Here is a 17,229-nt window from a genome sequence, read left to right on the forward strand (position 1 = left end):
TCGTATCAAAACGAGGAGAGATGGATGACGAACGAGATTTCGACGCATCCTGCATTGTCGCGAACGATGCAGGACGGGGATATGCTTCAGGCTGATGAGGTGGTGGCAATGTTGCGGCTGCATGAGCTGGGTTGGGGCGCCAAGCGCTTATCGAAGGAATTCGGCTGTGCCCGTAATACGGTTCGGCGATATCTACGAGAGGGCGGCGCAACACCTTTCAAAAGGCCGGTTCGTCGAACTGCTTTCGATGGACTTGATGACTGGCTACGCGAGCGCTTTTTCCGGCACGATGGCAACTCAGATGTAATCCGTCAGGAGTTGGCGAGTGAGCACGGCATCATCATCGGCCTGCGCTCAGTGGAATTGAGAGTTCGTCATTGGCGGCGGGAATTGAAGGCGCAGAAACGTGCGACAGTTCGCTTTGAGACGGCTCCTGGCCATCAAATGCAGATCGACTTTGGCGACACGAAGGTGTGGATCGGGGGCGAGCGGGTTCGCATCCACGTGTTCGTCGGAACGCTCAGTTACTCGCGTCGTTTGCACACGCGTGTCTCGCTCAGGGAGCGCCAAACGGACTGGTTCGAAGGAATGGAAGGCGCTTTCCTGCGGTTCGGGGGAATTCCCGCGGAAGTGCTGATCGACAATGCCAAGGCTCTGGTCGAGCATCATGATGCGGTGACGCGTGAGGTGAGATTCAATGAGCGTCTGCATGCCTTCGCTCGGTACTGGGGCTTCATGCCACGGGCTTGCGCACCATATCGAGCCCGCACGAAAGGCAAGGACGAGCGCGGGGTTGGTTACGTCAAGAAGAACGCAATCGCTGGTCGCCGCTTCGAGAGCTGGGCCGCATTTGAGGCACATCTAGATCGGTGGACACGCGAGGTTGCCGATCAGCGCGAGCACGGGACCACCGGCATCAAACCGGCAGATCGGTTTGGCGATGAGGCGAAGGCGCTACGCCCCCTGGCGGGTCGGGCACCGTTTGGACAGTTGCGGGATCTCGTTCGCAAAGTTCAGTCAGATTGCGCCGTCGACCTCGACACGAACAGCTATTCGGTTCCCTGGCGCCTGATCGGCGAGAGTGTTCAGGTAGTGGTGTTGGCTGGCCGCGTCATCATACGACATGCCGGCCAGGTGGTGGCCGATCATGCGGTTTGCGCAGGACGGCGACAACGGATCGTAGACCGGGCTCATTTTGTCGGCGTGGCCGGAGCAGATGGACTGGTGCGAGCCATCGCACCCGTTGAGCTTCCGCTTCCCGCTCTTTTGCGTCCGCTTGCGGAATACGAAGCTGTCGTCGGAGGAGGATGGTGATGGCAAACGTTGACCACGACTTGCTGATCGCAACTCTCGATCGGCTGAAGTTGACGGCAATCCGCGACCAGCTCGATACGCTGCTGGATGAGGCGGCCCGTTCAAAGATGAACCTGCGTGAAGCGTTAGCGTTCCTGGTGTCGCGCGAAATCGCACGGCGAGATGAGCGGCGCATCTCCATGTCAAGCAAGCTGGCACAGTTCCCTTTCGTGCGTGAACTGGACGGCTTCGACTTCGAGGCGCAGCCATCGCTGGATCCAGGTCAGATCAGGGAACTGGCAACTTGCCGCTGGATCGCCCACGGCGATACGGTTCTGTTCCTCGGGCCGCCTGGAACGGGAAAGACCCATCTGGCCGTGAGCCTCGGCCGCGAGGCGATCCGTCAGAATTACAACGTTCAGTTCGTCACGGCAGCTACCTTGGTGGCGATGCTGGCCAAGGCCCACAGCGACGGCACGCTCGACAAACAGCTGACACTCCTGTCGCGACCGAAGCTGCTGATCATCGACGAACTGGGCTATCTTCCCTTCGAGGCCAACGCCGCCCATCTGTTCTTCCAACTTGTATCCCGGCGCTATGAGAAAGGTTCGGTCCTGATCACCTCAAACCGCTCCGTCGGCGAATGGGGGAGTGTTTTTGGAGACCCCGTCGTAGCCACCGCAATATTGGACAGACTGCTTCACCATTCGACGGTGATGACCATCCGAGGGGACAGCTACCGGCTTCGCGAAAAGCGCCGCTCCGGTCTTCTGCAGAAGACCGGAGCGGCGCTCGAAACCAACGAAACCACAAACAAATGACGGGGGTCAGTTCTTCAATTCGGCAAGGGGGTCAATTCTTCGCTTCGCTTGACAAACCGGTTGGGCCAGCTTCGTAGCAGAAATGTACACGATCAAACTTCGCGGCTATTCGCTGGATAATGCGGCGCATGCTGGCATAGGATGCATCAACCTCGCCGAAATAGCGGACCTCTCCTTCCCGGCCAGATTCGGCAACAGCAATTGCATTCTTCAGCTTGGCGACATCGATTCCGACAAAAGCTTCTCTATAATCTGCCACGGCTCGTCCTCCTGTGATGAGGATCGGCTCGGCCTGTCCGAGCAACCCTCGGAAAACCAGTGTAGGGCGAGCCACCTCAGGCGCGAAGACGGACATACGGCCTTACCGTTAAACGAGGAGCCGGGCTACTGTTTCTGCCGCCCTACAGCCCGATCTCAATCCCATGGAGATGCATTTTCCAAGATCAAGGCTGACCTGCGCGCCGCAGCCGCAAGAACCTTCGATTCCCTCTCCGACGCTCTCGCTCAATCTGCAATCTCTTCAACAGAACCGAATGCTGGAACTATCTCAAAGCCCCAGGATATGCGTCCGATTAAGCGGACGGTGCTTTAGGTTCGAAAGCCACCTATAAGAACTACCTACCGTCTGCCAGATGCTTTCAAAGGCAGCCCACCTTGGCGCCACTTAAGACGTTTCCTGAGGATCGTATTGCGGAGGCCATTAGATGACAAAATTCAGCAATTCAGAAAGAAGCAGACTGGCGGCACCGCGTAAAGCCGCCAGGCATTCGCTATCTCCGAAAGCAAGGGCAATTTCATCGCCCGGGCGATGGAATACCAATTCCCGGAAACTTTCCTGGATTAAATGAAGCATGGGGTTTCCCCCTCGTACGATGTCGCCGTGAATAACGATAAAATTGGGCGCCATGAACTGCTGGAGGTTCGCCAGGCCGACCGAAATGTTGAACGCGTAGTCGCGAAGTAATTCTCGTGCGCCTGGGACGTCGTCGTTGGCCAGAGTCAATAATCGGCTCACATCCAGGGAGTGCGGTTGTGGCAACCGCCTAACCTTGGCCTCGTCCGTTAACCACTTCGAGCCGGCGATTGTTTCCCAGCATCCACGTCGGCCGCACTGGCATATCCGACCTTTGATGTCTACGGTCGTATGACCGATTTCGCCGCCTGCACCTGCGGGTCCCCGATAGAGATGCCCATCAAGGTAAAGCGCTCCACCCAAAGTCTCGCCGATATGGACGGAGGCGAAGTTTCTCCGACCGCGGCCTTGTCCAAACCATCGGTCCCCAACCAGCAAGGCTCTGGTATCCTGATCGACACACACGGTAACGCCGAACCTTTTGTGCAACTCGGCTTCGAGCGGTAAGCCGTCCAGGAATGGCCCGAGACTGGCGGTCACGATTGTGCCCGTCTCCGTATTGATCATTCCTGCAACTGCTACACCTATCCCTAAGATCGGTTTGCCAGATGCGATGGTTTCTTCGACACAGGTGCTTATAATTCGGAATGCGTCGGTGGGGTGTGTAAGGTTCTTCGGAAAATCGGCGGCGTGTTGAGCATAGACCTTGCCCTCCAAAGAGACCAAACAAGCACTCACGCGGTCGTGCATCAGGAGCACCGCGCATATTGGCCTTGCATCCTTGGAAAACCACAACTTGGTAGCCGGCTTGCCGCCTGCTTCGTTGGGAGGGATCACCTCTCCTTCCGCAAGAACACCCTGATCGATCAGGGGCTGCACAATCCCTCCGATAGTCCCTCGAGTCACACCCGCAAGGCGGGCCAGGTCCGCCCTGCTGGATGGCCCTATGTCGTACAAGGCCTGCAGCAATCGGCCCCGATTCGCAGGGCCCAAGGTTCGCGTTGGAATCAGTTTTTGGGCCGGTACTATACCCTTAGCGCTCTCATCTTTATGGCGATCGTCAGAACTGCCCTCACTTTCTCCCAGTCGGTGAGCTTCGAGTCTTCTTATCAAAGAGTCCATGGCATCCAATCCTGTTGGCCGAACCAATTGCGCCGCCAACGGCCAGCACTATCAGGGGGCTAACCGCTTCTTCGCAATCTGGTGAGGCTCGGGTTATGATCTGGGGGCCATGTGCTGTTCTTCCAACGCATCTTATGATCGGCACCTGGCGTTTACGGGAAACTTTGGCCGGTTCCCGTCCCAAGCCTTCATTCAGTGATCTTAGTTGTCCGCCCAATCGTTAAAAACTATTGAAATATCCCAAGCGCTCCGTGCAGAAGCTGACCAAGGTGACGCCCAAGCAGCTGCCTGACCATACACGACAGAATCGAATATTATACTTATTTTATCTCGCGTATCTTGAATATAATTTAGCATATACTTTTTTATATACTTATTTTGAGCTATCATACCTGGGAAAGCAGTGCTAGCGTTTGTGTGGGCTGATCAGCATTCTAATGAGCATGATTGGAGATCGAGATGAACGGATTCGGTGCACTACGGCTCATAACTCGCAACGCAACTGGTGCTTTCTCAGTCGAGAAGCTCGCCGTTTTCGGTGGGAAGCCTGTGGTCCCCCAGGGACGTGTTACACCTTGGCCCGCCGCGGAGAAGAAGCACTCGGATGCCCTGCGTGGAGTTGTGGATGGTGGAAGATATCACCGCGTTAATCATCCAATTGTGAGCGGTTTGGAGGAAAGCCTTGCAAGGTGGACCGGGAAGTGGCAAGTGCGCGCTGTCGGCAGCGGAACGGCAGCCATTCACATCGAGCTCGACTACGTCAAAGAGCGAGGCGAGCAAGTTGTTACCGCAGCATTGAATTGGCCGGGAGCGGTAGGGCCAATCACGATCAGCGGTCTTCAACCCGTCTTCGTTGATGTCGACATGAACTTGGCCGGGATTGATCAGTGCGCCGCCGCTGAAGAGTTCGGCCCCAACGTGGCTGCAGTTTTAGTCACTCACCTTTTCGGAAACAATGTTCTCGTCCCCGACGCGAGGTCTGCAGCGCGAGCTCAAGGCATTGCTGTGATCGACGACATCTGCCAATCGATCGGCGCCGCGAAACCAATCGTCGACGGTGCGCATCTTGATGCAGACGCACTCGCTCTATCCGGAAACGGCGCCAAGCACCTTGGGGCTGGGGAGCTAGGATTTGTCATCACGGAAGACGCCAACTTGATTGCACATGTTGATCGCGTATCGCTGTCCAGCTCGTCTCGGAGCGGAGCGCGAATATTCTCGCCCTATTCCCAAGGGTACAACTACAGGCCCAACGTATTCTCTTCATCTATAGCGAACTTGCGGGTCACTGAGATGGATACGCAACTGCAAATCCGAAGAGACAATAGCAAGCTTTTATGGGAGATGATCAGCGAGCTTGTGGGTATATTTCCTCTTTTCAACCCATCTGACTGCGACCATTCGATGCTCAACTTTCCCCTCCGGATCGAACCTGCGGCACTTGGCTTCGCGCCAGGCCCGGCTGCAAGGGATTTCGTGGTGAAATCGCTGCAGGCCGAAGGCGTGCCTATCTGTGTTTGGCTCACGAAGCCCGTATTCGAATATCTTCCAGACATTCGCGACAACTGGAAGGCCGCCGATTTTCCGAATACAGTGAAACTCTTGGATACGATGTTTTACGTTTCCGAGATTGCGCCACCCAACGATGGCGAATTGATGAAGTTTTATGCAGAGGCGTTTCACAAGGTTTGGAATGCTCTTCATAAGCAAGGTCCGAAGGTCGCCGCAGGAGCAATTTCTGGCTGAGCCTCGCGCGTCGCACCAATTTCCCAGTGCCGCAATGGTCAACATCCGATCCTTTTCAATCATACTTTGCTCAATGCCCGGAAGATTGAAAGCTGCGCTGGGACAAAACTCAGAGCGATTCTACAACGAGGACTCCTTGTATGTCTTTTTCAAAAAGTCCGGAATTACTGATCTTCGACTGCGACGGGGTTCTCGTCGATAGCGAGCTTATCGCAACCAGGGTGCACATCGAAGCTTTGGCGAAATGTGGCTATATCATATCCGCTGAAGAGTATAACGATCGCTTCATAGGAATGACTGACCAGCAAAGTTATTCAGTCATAGAATCCGAGGGCGGCTTGCGCCTACCGGAGGATCATCATGAACGTGTGATGGCCGAAGTTGCAAATCGATATGCTCGTGATCTGCGTGCAACCAGCGGCGTTCGGCAAACCTTGGAAGCTATCAATTTAAGGAAGTGCGTGGCGTCGAACAGTGATGCTGCGAAGCTCTGCTTGGCTCTTAAAGTCACAGACCTGCATGATTTCTTTTGGCCCCATGTCTTCAGCGCATCGCAAGTTGCGCGTGGTAAGCCAGCGCCGGATCTCTTTCTGTTTGCAGCACAGAATATGAACACACCGGCTGGCAGTTGTCTCGTTATTGAAGACAGCGTTGCTGGAACTCAGGCGGCAGTGGCAGCCGGGATGATGGTGATTGGCTTCGTGGGTGGCTCTCATTGCCTTGCTGGGCATGGAGACAAACTGATGGAGGCAGGTGCCACAAAGCTGTTTAGCCGCATGACGGCGTTGCCACAAATCTTAGCAGCTTTGTGATCACGCAGTTGCGCTCAGGCGAAGCGTCTTGAATCGCAGCGTCACCGTCCAGGATATATCGTGGGATCCGATAGCATCGGTTGGTGCACGGGCTTCACCTCAAATTGACCGATCCTCGCTCGATTGCTCGGCCCGCCAGAAGAATGGAGATACTATGACCGCGAAACCAATGGTAGCTGCAACTCCGGTAACGATCGAGTACCTGGAAAGACTTCCGAAATTCATTTCGATTTGCGCAAGTTGGACTTTCGGACAATGGGGTTGTCAATCAAATGGCTCGTACGAACAAACGCGGGGCGAGTTTGAAGCAGCAACAAAAAATTCGATACCGCTAACATTGATTGCCATTGAAAACGCATTGCCGGTTGGGATGGTCACGTTGGCTGATCGTGATTTCGATGGAAAATCTCATCTATCCCCGTGGCTTAAGTCGCTCTTTGTCCATCCATTTCACCGCAAGAAAGGGATAGCCACGTTGTTGATCGAGCGGCTGGAGCACGAAGCATCGCGCCTCGGTTACAAAAGCCTTTTCTTGATAACGGAGGACGCGCGAGTTCTTTACGAAAAGAGCGGCTGGCAGGCAATTGATTGCGTCCAAACACCCTATGGCGCAGCAGCTTTGATGGAGAAAACCCTGCCAACGCCTCCTCACCTGAGAACCGCTGCACCAGGATGAAAATAATCGTGTCGAGCTCCAAGCTGCTTTCACCGAAACTCTCTCAACCCTGGAGCACGCTATGTCGCGACCCGGCAACGCAACGCCTTTGTTAGGCTCCGCTTTTATGGATCATCTTGATGTCGAACAGCCTGTTATTACAGCCATAGAGCAAGGGGGGAACCAGGCGGTCGGCTAACAAATCCCATCGCGTAGCGAGGCCATCTCCCCTCTTTCGTTCCCAGCCCAGGCCTTAGCCACTGCTGAGGCGGTTCGTGCTGTTGCAAAAAGCCCCAGGAACAGGCCGTACAACGTAGCGAGCTACCCAAATTCTCATCGAAAGGTTCCGAAACCTTATGCACACCAGCAACAACGTAGCATCAGCGATCCTAAATTCTTACGCCTCGCGTTTTGGTTACCTCGGCGGCCGACGGGATCTGCGGGCATCGCTCATTTTGACTTCTTTTTTTGCTTTCGCTATTCCATCCTATGCCGAAGCAGAGGCGCTGCTTCCGGTAAAGCCTTCACCATATCTTGTAAGTGCGATTACAAGAAACATGTTTAAGCTGCCGAAACCCGACGATGACTTGGTCCTGCTATCTGCGCACCGCGGATCTTGGGAGATCTATCCCGAGAATTCAGCCTATGCCTTGCAAGACGCCTGGAATTCGCAGATCGAGAGCGTGGAAGTCGATGCCCGCTTCACCGCTGACAATGAAGTCGTTCTATCTCACGACTACAGGATTGAGCGCGAGTCAACTGGAAGCGGCCTATTATATAATCAGAACTTTTCGCAGCTACGACAGGCCGATCTACGGGACCGACATGGCCGCGTTTTTACGGATTCACAAGGGCGAAAGGCGAAGTTCCTGACGTTCTCTGCCGCGCTCGATCTACTCGCCCAATATGTCTCCGATGATGGTCATGGCTACGTGATGATCGTCGATATCAAGGCGGCAGTCGATGATCAGGACCCTACTGATCCCATCGAGCTCATGCAACGCTGCCTTGACATTCTCGCGACCAAGGGAAATGCGAAACTCAGCAAAGCCGTTGTATTCAAGCTCAAAGCAAAGGATGCGGTGGATGTCGGCACGATTTTAAATCGGACGACCTACGACCCCAACCTCATTGGCGGGCTAATTGTCGTCGAAAACCCGGATGACGAGAATGTGAAGGATTCCAGCTACGATCCCCACGAGGACTCAATCTACGATCAATGGAATGTGGCGCCGTTCTCCATTCAGTTTGAAATGAACCAATTCTATAAAGGTGACGGTCTGCAGGCATATTTCGACTATATCGACCAGAAGCAGGGCTTCGCCACCTATCATGAAAGTAACTACTTTCCAGAGGGCGTCGCCAACAGCGCCGGAAAATGCTGCTTTGACCACAACACGGATCCGAAATCGACCGCTCAACGAGGGATCGTACCAGATTACCGAGGAGATCCGGAGATGGCGATCGTCAATCGTACCAATCTTATCACCACTGATTGGCCCGACGTAGTCGGCGATATGTTGCGTCAGATAGGGCGCCGCAACACCACCGAGCTCACGCGCTAGAGCAAGACCTCCGCTTCCAAAAACGGGATTGTTTTGATGAATAATGGAATGAAATTCTTCCTATTGTTTTCCACGCTGGGCTGTCTTGTCGCTGGCGAAGGGCAAGGGGCATCATGCACCAATGAAGCCAATTGTCTTAGAAGCGCGTCGGACAAAGTATCTCAGACGCTCACACCGAAGGTAGTGCCAATTTTCTGGGAATTTCCAAAGCTGTACATCCACGACTCGGCGGCAGAAGCGGATTATCCGGTGCCCGAAGATACGAGGCAGGCATTTGACTTCTATACCAACAAGACTTCCTTCAACTTTCCACCGCACGCGTCAATCGTGACTAGTCAAAGCGCGTCGATCAGACCGGACACGGGGTTCACTGTCCTTTTGGTCGAAAAGACCCGTGAAAATACCGTTCCTAACGGCGGTAGCGCCATATCGCTTCTAAGTTCTAATTCGAACGATGCTTACCTATCATTCGCGTTGGGAGCCACGCCCAATCCGAATGGTCAAAAGTGGTCTTTTGCGAAAAGCCTGCTTCAAAGCGACATGGCGTCTATTGCATGGTGGCAGAAGCCCTGGGATATGAACGTCGTGGGGCCAACAGGGGCATTCTCCGGCACAGAGTGGATTTACTATACCTTTACTCCAGACGGCAAAGTGCGCATCGACCGTTTTGCGCCGTATACCTATTTTCTAGCTTTTACAGCTTACCAATGGGATGAGGCAGTGCTCGACAGTGGGTTCCCGCATTCTCCTTTCAGCTCTGGTACGCCAGCCGATCGTCCGAAATCTGTCATTTTCGGATCGGTTGGACCATGGGTTATTGGCGCTGCAGCAGTGCCCGGTCAGACATCGCCCATGATTGAGCCAATTGAGGCGCTACCGGGATTTGAGGGAGTGACGATCTTCTCGAACCCCTTGTCGATGAAAGAAGTCATAGCGTATCAGAATTCCCTGAAGAGGAGCGACTTTCTCGACGTCACTATGCTGCCCTGCAACAGCGGCCAGTACCTTTCCGGCGAGATAAGGACTCCCTGCGGCACGGCTCGTCCTGGCAATCCTCCGTCGAATGTAAAATCGGTGGCTGGTGATGCGATCCGCATCAATATCGAACGCTTTGAATAGCGATGTTGGACGACTCTCATTTGTTCCAACGGCGATCAGATGCCATCAGTTTCAGCTACCGCGATGCCGCAATCCCGGCTGCTTGCGCAGCGAATGTCTGAGCCAGATCGAGCAAAGATGGTGACCACTCAAGCTGTGACGTCGCCGCGCTAAGAGTAACCATCCGGTCAGGACCGCAGTAGCCGAGGCTTTTTGCGATTTCTTTCTGCCGCTGGTTTCGATGGCGGGTCGCCAATTCCGCGAAGATTGCGGATAATTTGTTGAAGGTTTTCGATCCCCACTTGGGTGAACAAGATGATGTGCTCGCTGAGCTCCGAGGCCGGATAGTCGTCATATGCAGACAAGCAGCCATCTTCAGAGAACATCTCAATCGAACATTCTCGCAAGAAGTCTTCGTCCTCATCAAGCATCGCTGCGACATATTTCAGGGTATAGAGGGCGGAGTTGCGGTAGCCCATGATGCCTCGTTCTGTGTCTTTCAGATTTGGTCAGTGCTGCCGGTTTTGGCTCTTCGCAAATCCAGCTTTTCCGAGTGTCCGACGGCGGGCAATTTTAGCGACACGGTTTTGAACGATATCAACGCTTAAATCTTCTGGGTCAAAGCGGCCACCATACCAACGCACGAACTCTCGATGCTGCGCATGTCGTGGCTTCGCCATGACGTTCAGGAATTCCTCGAACCCCGAGGTGCTGCCAATATCTTCCGGCGGCGCTCTGCGCTCACCATCGATGAAGCGCGGATATTCGATGCTGGGGTTTCCATCCTCCACTGCCTCGACCGTGATAGTGTGTCGCCAGTTATCACCAAAGTCATAGGTGTAGCTAAAGGTCGCGATCCCACGCTCGATGAGTGCCGCGATGCGGACGTTGCGAGCTGCAAAGGTTTTGCGTTCATAGAGGTCTTCTGGATCCGGCACATCGTAACACCGCCCACCAGCCTCGAACTCGAACAAATGATAATCCTCGAACAGCATCACGGCCTGAATGACATCGTGGAGCCCCTTCAAGCTCATCGTGAGTGGAACCTCGACCCTGCGCCAGATCAAAGGTTCGATACCGTCGAGTTGGATATGTAGCCTGGCGATGCGATCGACGGTCATGATGCCAACGCCATCATAGGACGCGGACCTGTCCAATTCCAAGGCAGCAGCTCTGCAAGCTTTGTTGTCGGCATGTCAGCAATTCGTGCCAGGACATCGGCAAGCCATGCCTGCGGATCGACATCGTTGAGCTTGGCGGTCGTGATCAGCGTTGCCATGAAGGCCGCGCGATCGGCACCACGATCAGAACCGGCGAACAACCACGATTTCCTGCCGAGAGCAAAACCGCGCAGCGCCCGTTCAGCCGCGTTGTTGGTTAGGCAAATCCGTCCGTCGGTTAGGAAGGTGGTAAACCCCTCCCAGCGCTTTAGCATGTAGTCGATTGGCTCGGCGACCGGCGAGCTGCGCGACAGCTTTGTCCGCTCGGCCCGCATCCAAGCCTCAAGCTCTTCGACAAGACGACGGCTGTCCCGCTGACGTCGCGCCAGTCTTTCGCTTGCAGCGAGACCATTAATGTCACGCTCGACGTCGAACAGGGCATCGATCCGTTTCACTGCCTCGAGCGCCATCGGCGAGATCGGCGTCGCGTTCTTTCCCCGTTTGGCGTTCGTGGCGATGTCGGCAAGCACGAAGAACTTGCGACGCGAATGCGCCCAGCACAATGCCTGGGTCAGCGGACCGCAATGGCGCTCTGCCTTGAACAGCGGATTGTAGCCGCCATAGGCATCAGCCTGCAGAATGCCGGTGAAGGTCTTCAGATGGCGCTCGGGGTGTTCTTGCCGCCGATCGCGCGAGGCATAATAGAGAGCTGCTGGCGGTGATGTTCCGCCGAACGGCCGATCATCCCGGACATAGGTCCATATGCGCCCGGTATCGGCCTTGCCTTTCGCCAGGATCGGCACGGTCGTGTCATCGCCATGCAGACGCTCGGCAGCAAGCACATGCGTTTCGATCAAGCCATGCAGCGGCTTCAAGACCGCGGTGCAAGCGCCAACCTGGTCGGCAAGCGTCGAGAGGCTGAGGTCGATGCCTTCACGGGCATAGCGCTCACTTTGCCGGTTCAGCGGCTGATGCTGACCGAACTTCTCAAACAGGATCATCGCCAAAAGGTTTGGCCCTGCAAAGCCGCGCGGCGTCACATGGAAGGGTGCCGGCGGCTGGGCGATCTTCTCGCATTCCCGGCATGAGAACTTCTCGCGCACCGTCTGGATGACTTTCCACTGGCGCGGGATCACTTCCAATGTCTCGGTAACGTCCTCGCCCAGTTTCGCCAGCTTGGCCGAGCCGCAGCATGGGCAGTTTGTCGGCGAGCTAATGACGACACGTTCGCGCGGCAGGTGTTCCGGAAACGGTTTCCTGGATGGACGCTTGCGTTCGAAGGCTTGGACCTTAGAGGACTTTGCCGCCAGCTCCGCAGCCATTTCGTCCTGGCTGGCATCAGCTTCCAACTCCTCGAGCTGCAATTCCATCTGTTCGAGAAGGCGTGCCTTGCGCTCCGAGCGGCTGCCGTGGATGTCGCGCCTGAGCTTCTCGATCTCCAGCCGGAGCCGGGCAATCAGCGCATCCGAATGTGAGTTCACCGCTTGGGCACGGGCAGCAACGGCCTCGGCTTCACGGCGTGCCGCGCGCTCGGCGAGGATCATCGCATGCGCGCTGGCAAGGTCGTCGGGAAGCTGATCTGCCGCATCGGTCATAACGAGATGGAATCATATTCGCTCCCACCTTTCCAGCCATTTCCACTATCCAGCCGAGCTCGGACGCCAGGTTTTTTGCGGCATCCGCCAGTCGATGCCTTCGAGCAGATAGCCGAGCTGCGCCGGCGTAATCACCACCGTCCCGTCGGCCGCCGATGGCCAGATGAAGCGCCCCCGTTCCAGCTTCTTCGTGAACAGGCAGGCACCCTGGCCGTCGTGCCAGATCACCTTGATCAGGCCGCCCTTCCTGCCGCGGAAGCAGAACAAATGGCCGCTATGCGGATCACGCTTCAGCGTCTCCTGCACCATCAGCGACAGGCCAGGAAATCCCCTCCGCATGTCCGTATAGCCGGTCGCCAGCCAGACCTTTACGCCGCTCGGAACCGGGATCATCGTCGCTCCAGCACGTCGAGAATTCGACCCAAAGCTTCCGTATCGACATCGCTGTCCACACGAATGCGCCGGCCGCGGCCAAGCTCGATCGTCACGATGCTTGTCTTCTTGCGCGCCCGTGGTGCCGGTGTCGTCTCCAAAGGATCAGGCGCTGGCAACGCCGCCACGACCTCAATCGGAATGAATGGAGGAACGGACGGCGCTGATATCTGGCAGAGTTCTTTGCGCCACCGGAATAATTGGCTGACATGAATCCCGGCCGAGCGCGCCACATCCGAGATAACCGCTTCCGGCTCTAACGTCGCCGCGACCAGCCGTTCTTTCTCTTCGCGAGACCAATGCCGGCGACGCTCGACCGACGTGATCACCTCAATATGCTGCTTCGTCATAGGACTACTCCTAGTGCTACCACCAGGACTTCCAATGTTCGGCTTCACATCACAAGACGGCCGTCACCGTGGGAATACCGCTAAGATATTCCAGAACCAAAGCAGGATTAAGCCGTCTTGAATTTCTCGAGCATTGCAGCAGTGAGATTTTCTCCGGCGCGGCCCCAGGTGGCCAGCGTACGATCACTCAAAATCGTATCGACTGCGAGATCCGTTTTGCGAAATGCCATTTGAACTCGCTAAGCGACTTGAGCGTAGGTCCTCGTCCGGCCCTTATTCATCTTTGGTCCAGCCCTTGCTGTCGGCTGTCTTCGCGAGGAGGAATGCATAACACCTGCTGATCTCGTCGAGCTTTCTCACTAACTCGCCGTCCGATCCACCGAGCAAGGTTTGATAGTCCTCGCCTCTTGTTGACCTCTGCCAATCATTCCCAATAAAGCGCGCGGTCGCATTGCCGAGGGAAGAAACCATTGGTTTGGGGCTGCCAAACGATACGGCTGCGCGGCTCAATCCGTCTTGGAAGCTTGCGTCATCGAGTCCGCTATAAGGCTTTCCTTCGGAATTCGTTGCATTAAGGAAGATCTGCTCGTCACCGAACACGGCATATCCGCCGCCCAAGCCTTTTTTCGTTGCGTCCGCTGCCTCGAAGAATCTCTGCGCGACGGTGGCGTTAAGGCTGCCCTGCGGAAACCGCACGACAACAAAGCCTGTCTTACCTGTCGTGTCGTTGAGGCGAGAGGAAGGACGCGATATTGGCGGAAGACGTAGCCCAGGGAGCCGGCAAGTCGACCCGCCGCGGCGTCATCGAGATCACCCTCGGTCTGAAGCGATGCATTGGTTTTGAGGAGATACCCGCCTGGCATAACCTCTGTCCTCAAGGTCGCAGCGTCGATCCCGTTGGCTGTTATGATCTTTGGCACGATCTCCTTTAGCACTTCGGCTGAAAACGTCGCTCGATCATCATAGCTGGCCTGGGCAAGCCGCGGCAAATGGAAACCTGCGGAGGGCGTCGCTCGATAGGACACAAGCACCTTTCGCTTTGCCGGCGCTGTATTCTGGAATGCTGAAGCGATGGCGGCAGCCTCTTTGATTTGGCAACATCATTAAAATGCTGGTAGGTGATGCCGACGTCGGCTTTTGGATTGCCCGCAGCAGCCGCAGATATGCGCGGCACTCGACAAAATTCTTCAAGCTCGTTGATTAGGATCATTTCGTCGAGATGACGGTATGCGATGTCACAAACTTTTCGCAGGCCCCGGAAACCCTGTTAATCCACGTTCGTTCACCTCTTGTACAATCCTTGAGACGGCACCCTGTTCTAGATCAAGGTGGTTCACCAACGCGGACTCCACCAGGGTCGTTGCCGTGCCTAGTTCAGACATTGCGGCAATTAGCTTCTCGAGGCTTTCGACAAACGCGGGCCGAAGTTCCGACGCAGTTATTTCCATTCGTAAAGGGTGAGTGCAAAAACAGAATCGGTGGACGATTTTGCAAGCCTCGCAATTCGATGCTTCTTGGGCGATTTTAGTGAATATCGCTTCTGCCCTTAAGGCAAGTTCGTCAGGGGACAATTTATCCGTCACGGTCCAGCTCTCTGGGACCTGCGGCCGCATTCGATTTAATGCCGAGATCAGGGTCTCACGTCCGACAACATAAAAATCTAACAGAGCTCTTTCCGACATCGGCCTCGTGAAAAAGCCTCTTTGAGGGATGTATTGGATCTTCCCTTCAGCTGCAAGCCGCTGAAGCGCTTCGCGAACTGGAGTTCGACCAAGATCGAGCTTAGACGCTAGATCCTGTTCCCTGAGATGTTGCCCCGGCACACGACCGTTACTGTGGAGAATTTGTCGAATAGCATCGTAGGCAATATCGGCCTTTGCAGGTTCTGGTTCAGTAGAAACATTTAGGTCACCCCCACGACCTTGGGGCGCGTTCTTGCAACACCGCATTTGATAGTTTTCCTCTGTCGATATCCTTCAAGGACCCTACAGGAGCTTCTTGCATTGAGACCGGACGGTCGCTTCGAATTGAAGGTCGAACTAGTCGGCCCTTCCATACCGGCACCGTGTTTCGCGCCCGAACCAGATTCGGCATCAACCACCTGTATTACAGCCGCGGCCGTAATTGGCAGCTATCGCATTCTGCCATTAATTTCAATGCCATAGGCACAAGACTGCGTCGGGATGGCGCGCTGGTCCAATGCCTACCGCCTGTCGTATTTCGCGTAAGCGGCCGGCTTTAAGCGAACCGTGTCTCCAAGGCCTGCAAGTGCCATCAATGTAGTGGTAGTTTTCGAAATCAACATGCTCATGGCAGCTCTTCGGTGGACGTGCGTCGGCCTCATCGTCAATGAGTAATTTTGCCGATCGGTTATCCCTATCAACCAGCCGACAATAGGCATCGGCGGGTTTGATGTATCCGCGGCTCGCGAGAGCCTCGACTTGTCCATCAGTAGCGATGGTTTCGCCGTTGTCAGAATCACCTCCAGCGCAATCAAAGACACGTTCAGATTTTGAAAGAGACCATGTGATCTGACCCATTCGTTCCGGTTCGTGGTTGGTGGCGAGAAGTGCCTTGGTTAGGCCCAGGCCTATGCTTGCCTCGTATTCGGCAGATGGTTGTTGCAATGTCGGCAATTTTTCAATGCTCAGCTCCATGCCGGTCACCACGGGACAGTTAACCCGATAATATCTTCGCTATCTGCGACTTCGCGAAGCGCATCCAGATGCTCGTTCCGTGCGGCCGGCGAGCGTATAGCACGCCGTGGAGCAACCACACGTTCGCCATCGAGGAAGGCGAGCCCCATTTCCGGGCTATCACACCTGGCTTTGTCTGGATGCATTTTGTCACGTCGGTTCATCTAACCCTCCCGTCGCTGACCAGGGTAGTCCCCTGCCGCGTGTTGAGCAGGTCTAGACGGCGCTCCGCCATAGATCAATATTTAACAATAATATATTTTTTGATATATTTGGCAAATCGCCGTAGCGTAGGTTTATACTTTCGTGATCGAATACAAAACTCGATACGATATGGTATTGTGCAAGTGCGTTGAAGGTTTGCTTGAGTCCGCGAATGTTCGAGCTGACAATCTTCCGTTGGTGATGGCCAAAGCTCGAAGTGGTTATGTACGGCTATGACTCCCTCAAGCAGCACAAAACGTTCCCCTCTATCTGACAACCCCGACATGTTGGTCGGGTTGAGTATTTCGTCACCATCGGGCCGATCGCCAGTGAGTTGAATTTATTGGCAGAATCTGACTCTCGACGGAGACACTTCCTTCGCTCTTGTATTGAAAGTCGAACACAGATCGCTGACAGGAGAACGCGTGGGAAGAACACCGGTTACACCGAAGTCAGTTTACTCGGACCACCATTATATTCGGCCGGCACAGAAAGCGTTCTCGGCAGGTCGGAAACGATGACATCCTGGCTCCCCCTTGCGGTAGATCCGACTAGTTTCGCTGGGCGAGCGACACAGCGCATAGCAAAAACGAACGGCATTCTCATCGTGCCAGTCACCGGCGCTCGCTCCCGGAACACTGATACTTTATCCTCGCGACACAGGCGGTCTCATAGCCACAACACGTGGCTGCCGTCGAAACAAGTTCGACGACAACCACGCTGCCTTGGGAGGCGAAAGGTTTTCCCGACAATCCGGTCTTCCGGATGAGGTAGCAGGGTCAGCTACTATTCGTGCACATTCGACGAACGTAATTGTCGCCGCGAGA

At 55.1% G+C, this 17,229-nt stretch carries 16 protein-coding genes and 1 pseudogene; 7 read left to right on the forward strand and 10 right to left on the reverse strand.

From position 1 onward, the window contains the following. Positions 1-24 precede the first annotated feature (24 nt). Together istA and istB are read left to right on the forward strand one after the other, a co-directional pair. The gene (gene istA / locus J3P73_RS35415) at positions 25-1,314 is read left to right on the forward strand and encodes an IS21 family transposase (RefSeq protein WP_130718813.1); all 1,290 of its coding nucleotides are present in this window, start codon (positions 25-27) and stop codon (positions 1,312-1,314) included. Beyond that, positions 1,314-2,114, forward strand: a complete 801-nt coding sequence (istB, locus tag J3P73_RS35420; RefSeq protein WP_130693048.1) for an IS21-like element ISSme2 family helper ATPase IstB — start codon at positions 1,314-1,316, stop codon at positions 2,112-2,114. Before istA ends, istB begins: the two co-directional genes overlap by 1 nt. A 55-nt stretch (positions 2,115-2,169) precedes the next feature. Here the strand turns inward: istB and J3P73_RS35425 are convergent. Continuing rightward, positions 2,170-2,373: pseudogene (locus J3P73_RS35425) on the reverse strand (IS110 family transposase); the annotation flags it as partial. A gap of 441 nt (positions 2,374-2,814) precedes the next feature. Then, positions 2,815-4,089, reverse strand: coding sequence for an ROK family protein (locus J3P73_RS35430; RefSeq protein ID WP_026242369.1), 1,275 nt, complete (start codon positions 4,087-4,089; stop codon positions 2,815-2,817). Between the two features lie 459 nt (positions 4,090-4,548). Between J3P73_RS35430 and J3P73_RS35435 the strand changes: the two genes are divergently transcribed. The 5 genes from J3P73_RS35435 (at position 4,549) to J3P73_RS35455 (ending at position 9,986) form a co-directional block, all read left to right on the forward strand. Further along, a complete protein-coding gene (locus tag J3P73_RS35435; protein ID WP_207580388.1) occupies positions 4,549-5,835 on the forward strand; it encodes a DegT/DnrJ/EryC1/StrS family aminotransferase in 1,287 nt (428 codons plus the stop codon). A 140-nt stretch (positions 5,836-5,975) separates the two neighbouring features. Then, on the forward strand, positions 5,976-6,647 hold the full coding sequence (locus tag J3P73_RS35440; protein ID WP_018517066.1) for an HAD family hydrolase: 672 nt from the start codon (positions 5,976-5,978) through the stop codon (positions 6,645-6,647). A gap of 154 nt (positions 6,648-6,801) precedes the next feature. Continuing rightward, positions 6,802-7,323, forward strand: coding sequence for a GNAT family N-acetyltransferase (locus J3P73_RS35445; protein WP_244666026.1), 522 nt, complete (start codon positions 6,802-6,804; stop codon positions 7,321-7,323). 335 nt (positions 7,324-7,658) lie between these two features. Continuing rightward, positions 7,659-8,867 carry a glycerophosphodiester phosphodiesterase family protein gene (locus J3P73_RS35450; protein WP_020572027.1) on the forward strand — a complete coding sequence of 403 codons (1,209 nt, stop codon included), beginning with the start codon at positions 7,659-7,661 and terminating at the stop codon, positions 8,865-8,867. 48 nt (positions 8,868-8,915) lie between these two features. After that, positions 8,916-9,986, forward strand: coding sequence for a hypothetical protein (locus tag J3P73_RS35455; RefSeq protein ID WP_207580411.1), 1,071 nt, complete (start codon positions 8,916-8,918; stop codon positions 9,984-9,986). Positions 9,987-10,153: 167 nt separating this feature from the next. On the opposite strand, the gene J3P73_RS35460 is transcribed toward J3P73_RS35455, so the two are convergent. The 8 genes from J3P73_RS35460 to J3P73_RS35495 all read right to left on the reverse strand — a co-directional run bounded on the left by J3P73_RS35460 (position 10,154) and on the right by J3P73_RS35495 (position 16,159). After that, complete coding sequence (locus J3P73_RS35460; RefSeq protein WP_207580287.1) at positions 10,154-10,444, reverse strand: hypothetical protein; 291 nt, start codon at positions 10,442-10,444, stop codon at positions 10,154-10,156. A 30-nt stretch (positions 10,445-10,474) separates the two neighbouring features. Next, positions 10,475-11,086, reverse strand: coding sequence for a plasmid pRiA4b ORF-3 family protein (locus J3P73_RS35465; protein WP_207580288.1), 612 nt, complete (start codon positions 11,084-11,086; stop codon positions 10,475-10,477). Beyond that, complete coding sequence (gene tnpC / locus J3P73_RS35470; protein WP_207580289.1) at positions 11,083-12,720, reverse strand: IS66 family transposase; 1,638 nt, start codon at positions 12,718-12,720, stop codon at positions 11,083-11,085. Before tnpC ends, J3P73_RS35465 begins: the two co-directional genes overlap by 4 nt. Positions 12,721-12,765: 45 nt before the next feature. After that, positions 12,766-13,113 carry an IS66 family insertion sequence element accessory protein TnpB gene (gene tnpB, locus J3P73_RS35475; protein ID WP_014330938.1) on the reverse strand — a complete coding sequence of 116 codons (348 nt, stop codon included), beginning with the start codon at positions 13,111-13,113 and terminating at the stop codon, positions 12,766-12,768. Continuing rightward, positions 13,110-13,502: an IS66-like element accessory protein TnpA gene (gene tnpA / locus J3P73_RS35480; RefSeq protein WP_207580290.1), complete on the reverse strand. Its 393-nt coding sequence runs from the start codon at positions 13,500-13,502 to the stop codon at positions 13,110-13,112. The genes tnpB and tnpA overlap by 4 nt, the downstream gene beginning before the upstream one ends. A 273-nt stretch (positions 13,503-13,775) precedes the next feature. Further along, a complete protein-coding gene (locus tag J3P73_RS37915; protein WP_245002810.1) occupies positions 13,776-14,198 on the reverse strand; it encodes a hypothetical protein in 423 nt (140 codons plus the stop codon). A 539-nt stretch (positions 14,199-14,737) separates the two neighbouring features. Further along, positions 14,738-15,451 carry a GntR family transcriptional regulator gene (locus tag J3P73_RS35490; RefSeq protein ID WP_207580389.1) on the reverse strand — a complete coding sequence of 238 codons (714 nt, stop codon included), beginning with the start codon at positions 15,449-15,451 and terminating at the stop codon, positions 14,738-14,740. 204 nt (positions 15,452-15,655) lie between these two features. Continuing rightward, positions 15,656-16,159: a hypothetical protein gene (locus tag J3P73_RS35495; protein ID WP_207580390.1), complete on the reverse strand. Its 504-nt coding sequence runs from the start codon at positions 16,157-16,159 to the stop codon at positions 15,656-15,658. Between the last annotated feature and the right edge of the window lie 1,070 nt (positions 16,160-17,229).

The organism is Rhizobium ruizarguesonis, from assembly GCF_017357285.1.
GTDB classification, from domain to species: domain Bacteria; phylum Pseudomonadota; class Alphaproteobacteria; order Rhizobiales; family Rhizobiaceae; genus Rhizobium; species Rhizobium ruizarguesonis.

Coding starts and splice junctions, on each gene's coding strand:
- istA (WP_130718813.1), top strand. CDS start 25: ATGACGAACGAGATTTCGACGCATCCTGCATTGTCGCGAACGATGCAG.
- istB (WP_130693048.1), top strand. CDS start 1,314: ATGGCAAACGTTGACCACGACTTGCTGATCGCAACTCTCGATCGGCTG.
- J3P73_RS35430 (WP_026242369.1), bottom strand. CDS start 4,089: ATGGACTCTTTGATAAGAAGACTCGAAGCTCACCGACTGGGAGAAAGT.
- J3P73_RS35435 (WP_207580388.1), top strand. CDS start 4,549: ATGAACGGATTCGGTGCACTACGGCTCATAACTCGCAACGCAACTGGT.
- J3P73_RS35440 (WP_018517066.1), top strand. CDS start 5,976: ATGTCTTTTTCAAAAAGTCCGGAATTACTGATCTTCGACTGCGACGGG.
- J3P73_RS35445 (WP_244666026.1), top strand. CDS start 6,802: ATGACCGCGAAACCAATGGTAGCTGCAACTCCGGTAACGATCGAGTAC.
- J3P73_RS35450 (WP_020572027.1), top strand. CDS start 7,659: ATGCACACCAGCAACAACGTAGCATCAGCGATCCTAAATTCTTACGCC.
- J3P73_RS35455 (WP_207580411.1), top strand. CDS start 8,916: ATGAAATTCTTCCTATTGTTTTCCACGCTGGGCTGTCTTGTCGCTGGC.
- J3P73_RS35460 (WP_207580287.1), bottom strand. CDS start 10,444: ATGGGCTACCGCAACTCCGCCCTCTATACCCTGAAATATGTCGCAGCG.
- J3P73_RS35465 (WP_207580288.1), bottom strand. CDS start 11,086: ATGACCGTCGATCGCATCGCCAGGCTACATATCCAACTCGACGGTATC.
- tnpC (WP_207580289.1), bottom strand. CDS start 12,720: ATGACCGATGCGGCAGATCAGCTTCCCGACGACCTTGCCAGCGCGCAT.
- tnpB (WP_014330938.1), bottom strand. CDS start 13,113: ATGATCCCGGTTCCGAGCGGCGTAAAGGTCTGGCTGGCGACCGGCTAT.
- tnpA (WP_207580290.1), bottom strand. CDS start 13,502: ATGACGAAGCAGCATATTGAGGTGATCACGTCGGTCGAGCGTCGCCGG.
- J3P73_RS35490 (WP_207580389.1), bottom strand. CDS start 15,451: ATGCGGTGTTGCAAGAACGCGCCCCAAGGTCGTGGGGGTGACCTAAAT.
- J3P73_RS35495 (WP_207580390.1), bottom strand. CDS start 16,159: ATGGAGCTGAGCATTGAAAAATTGCCGACATTGCAACAACCATCTGCC.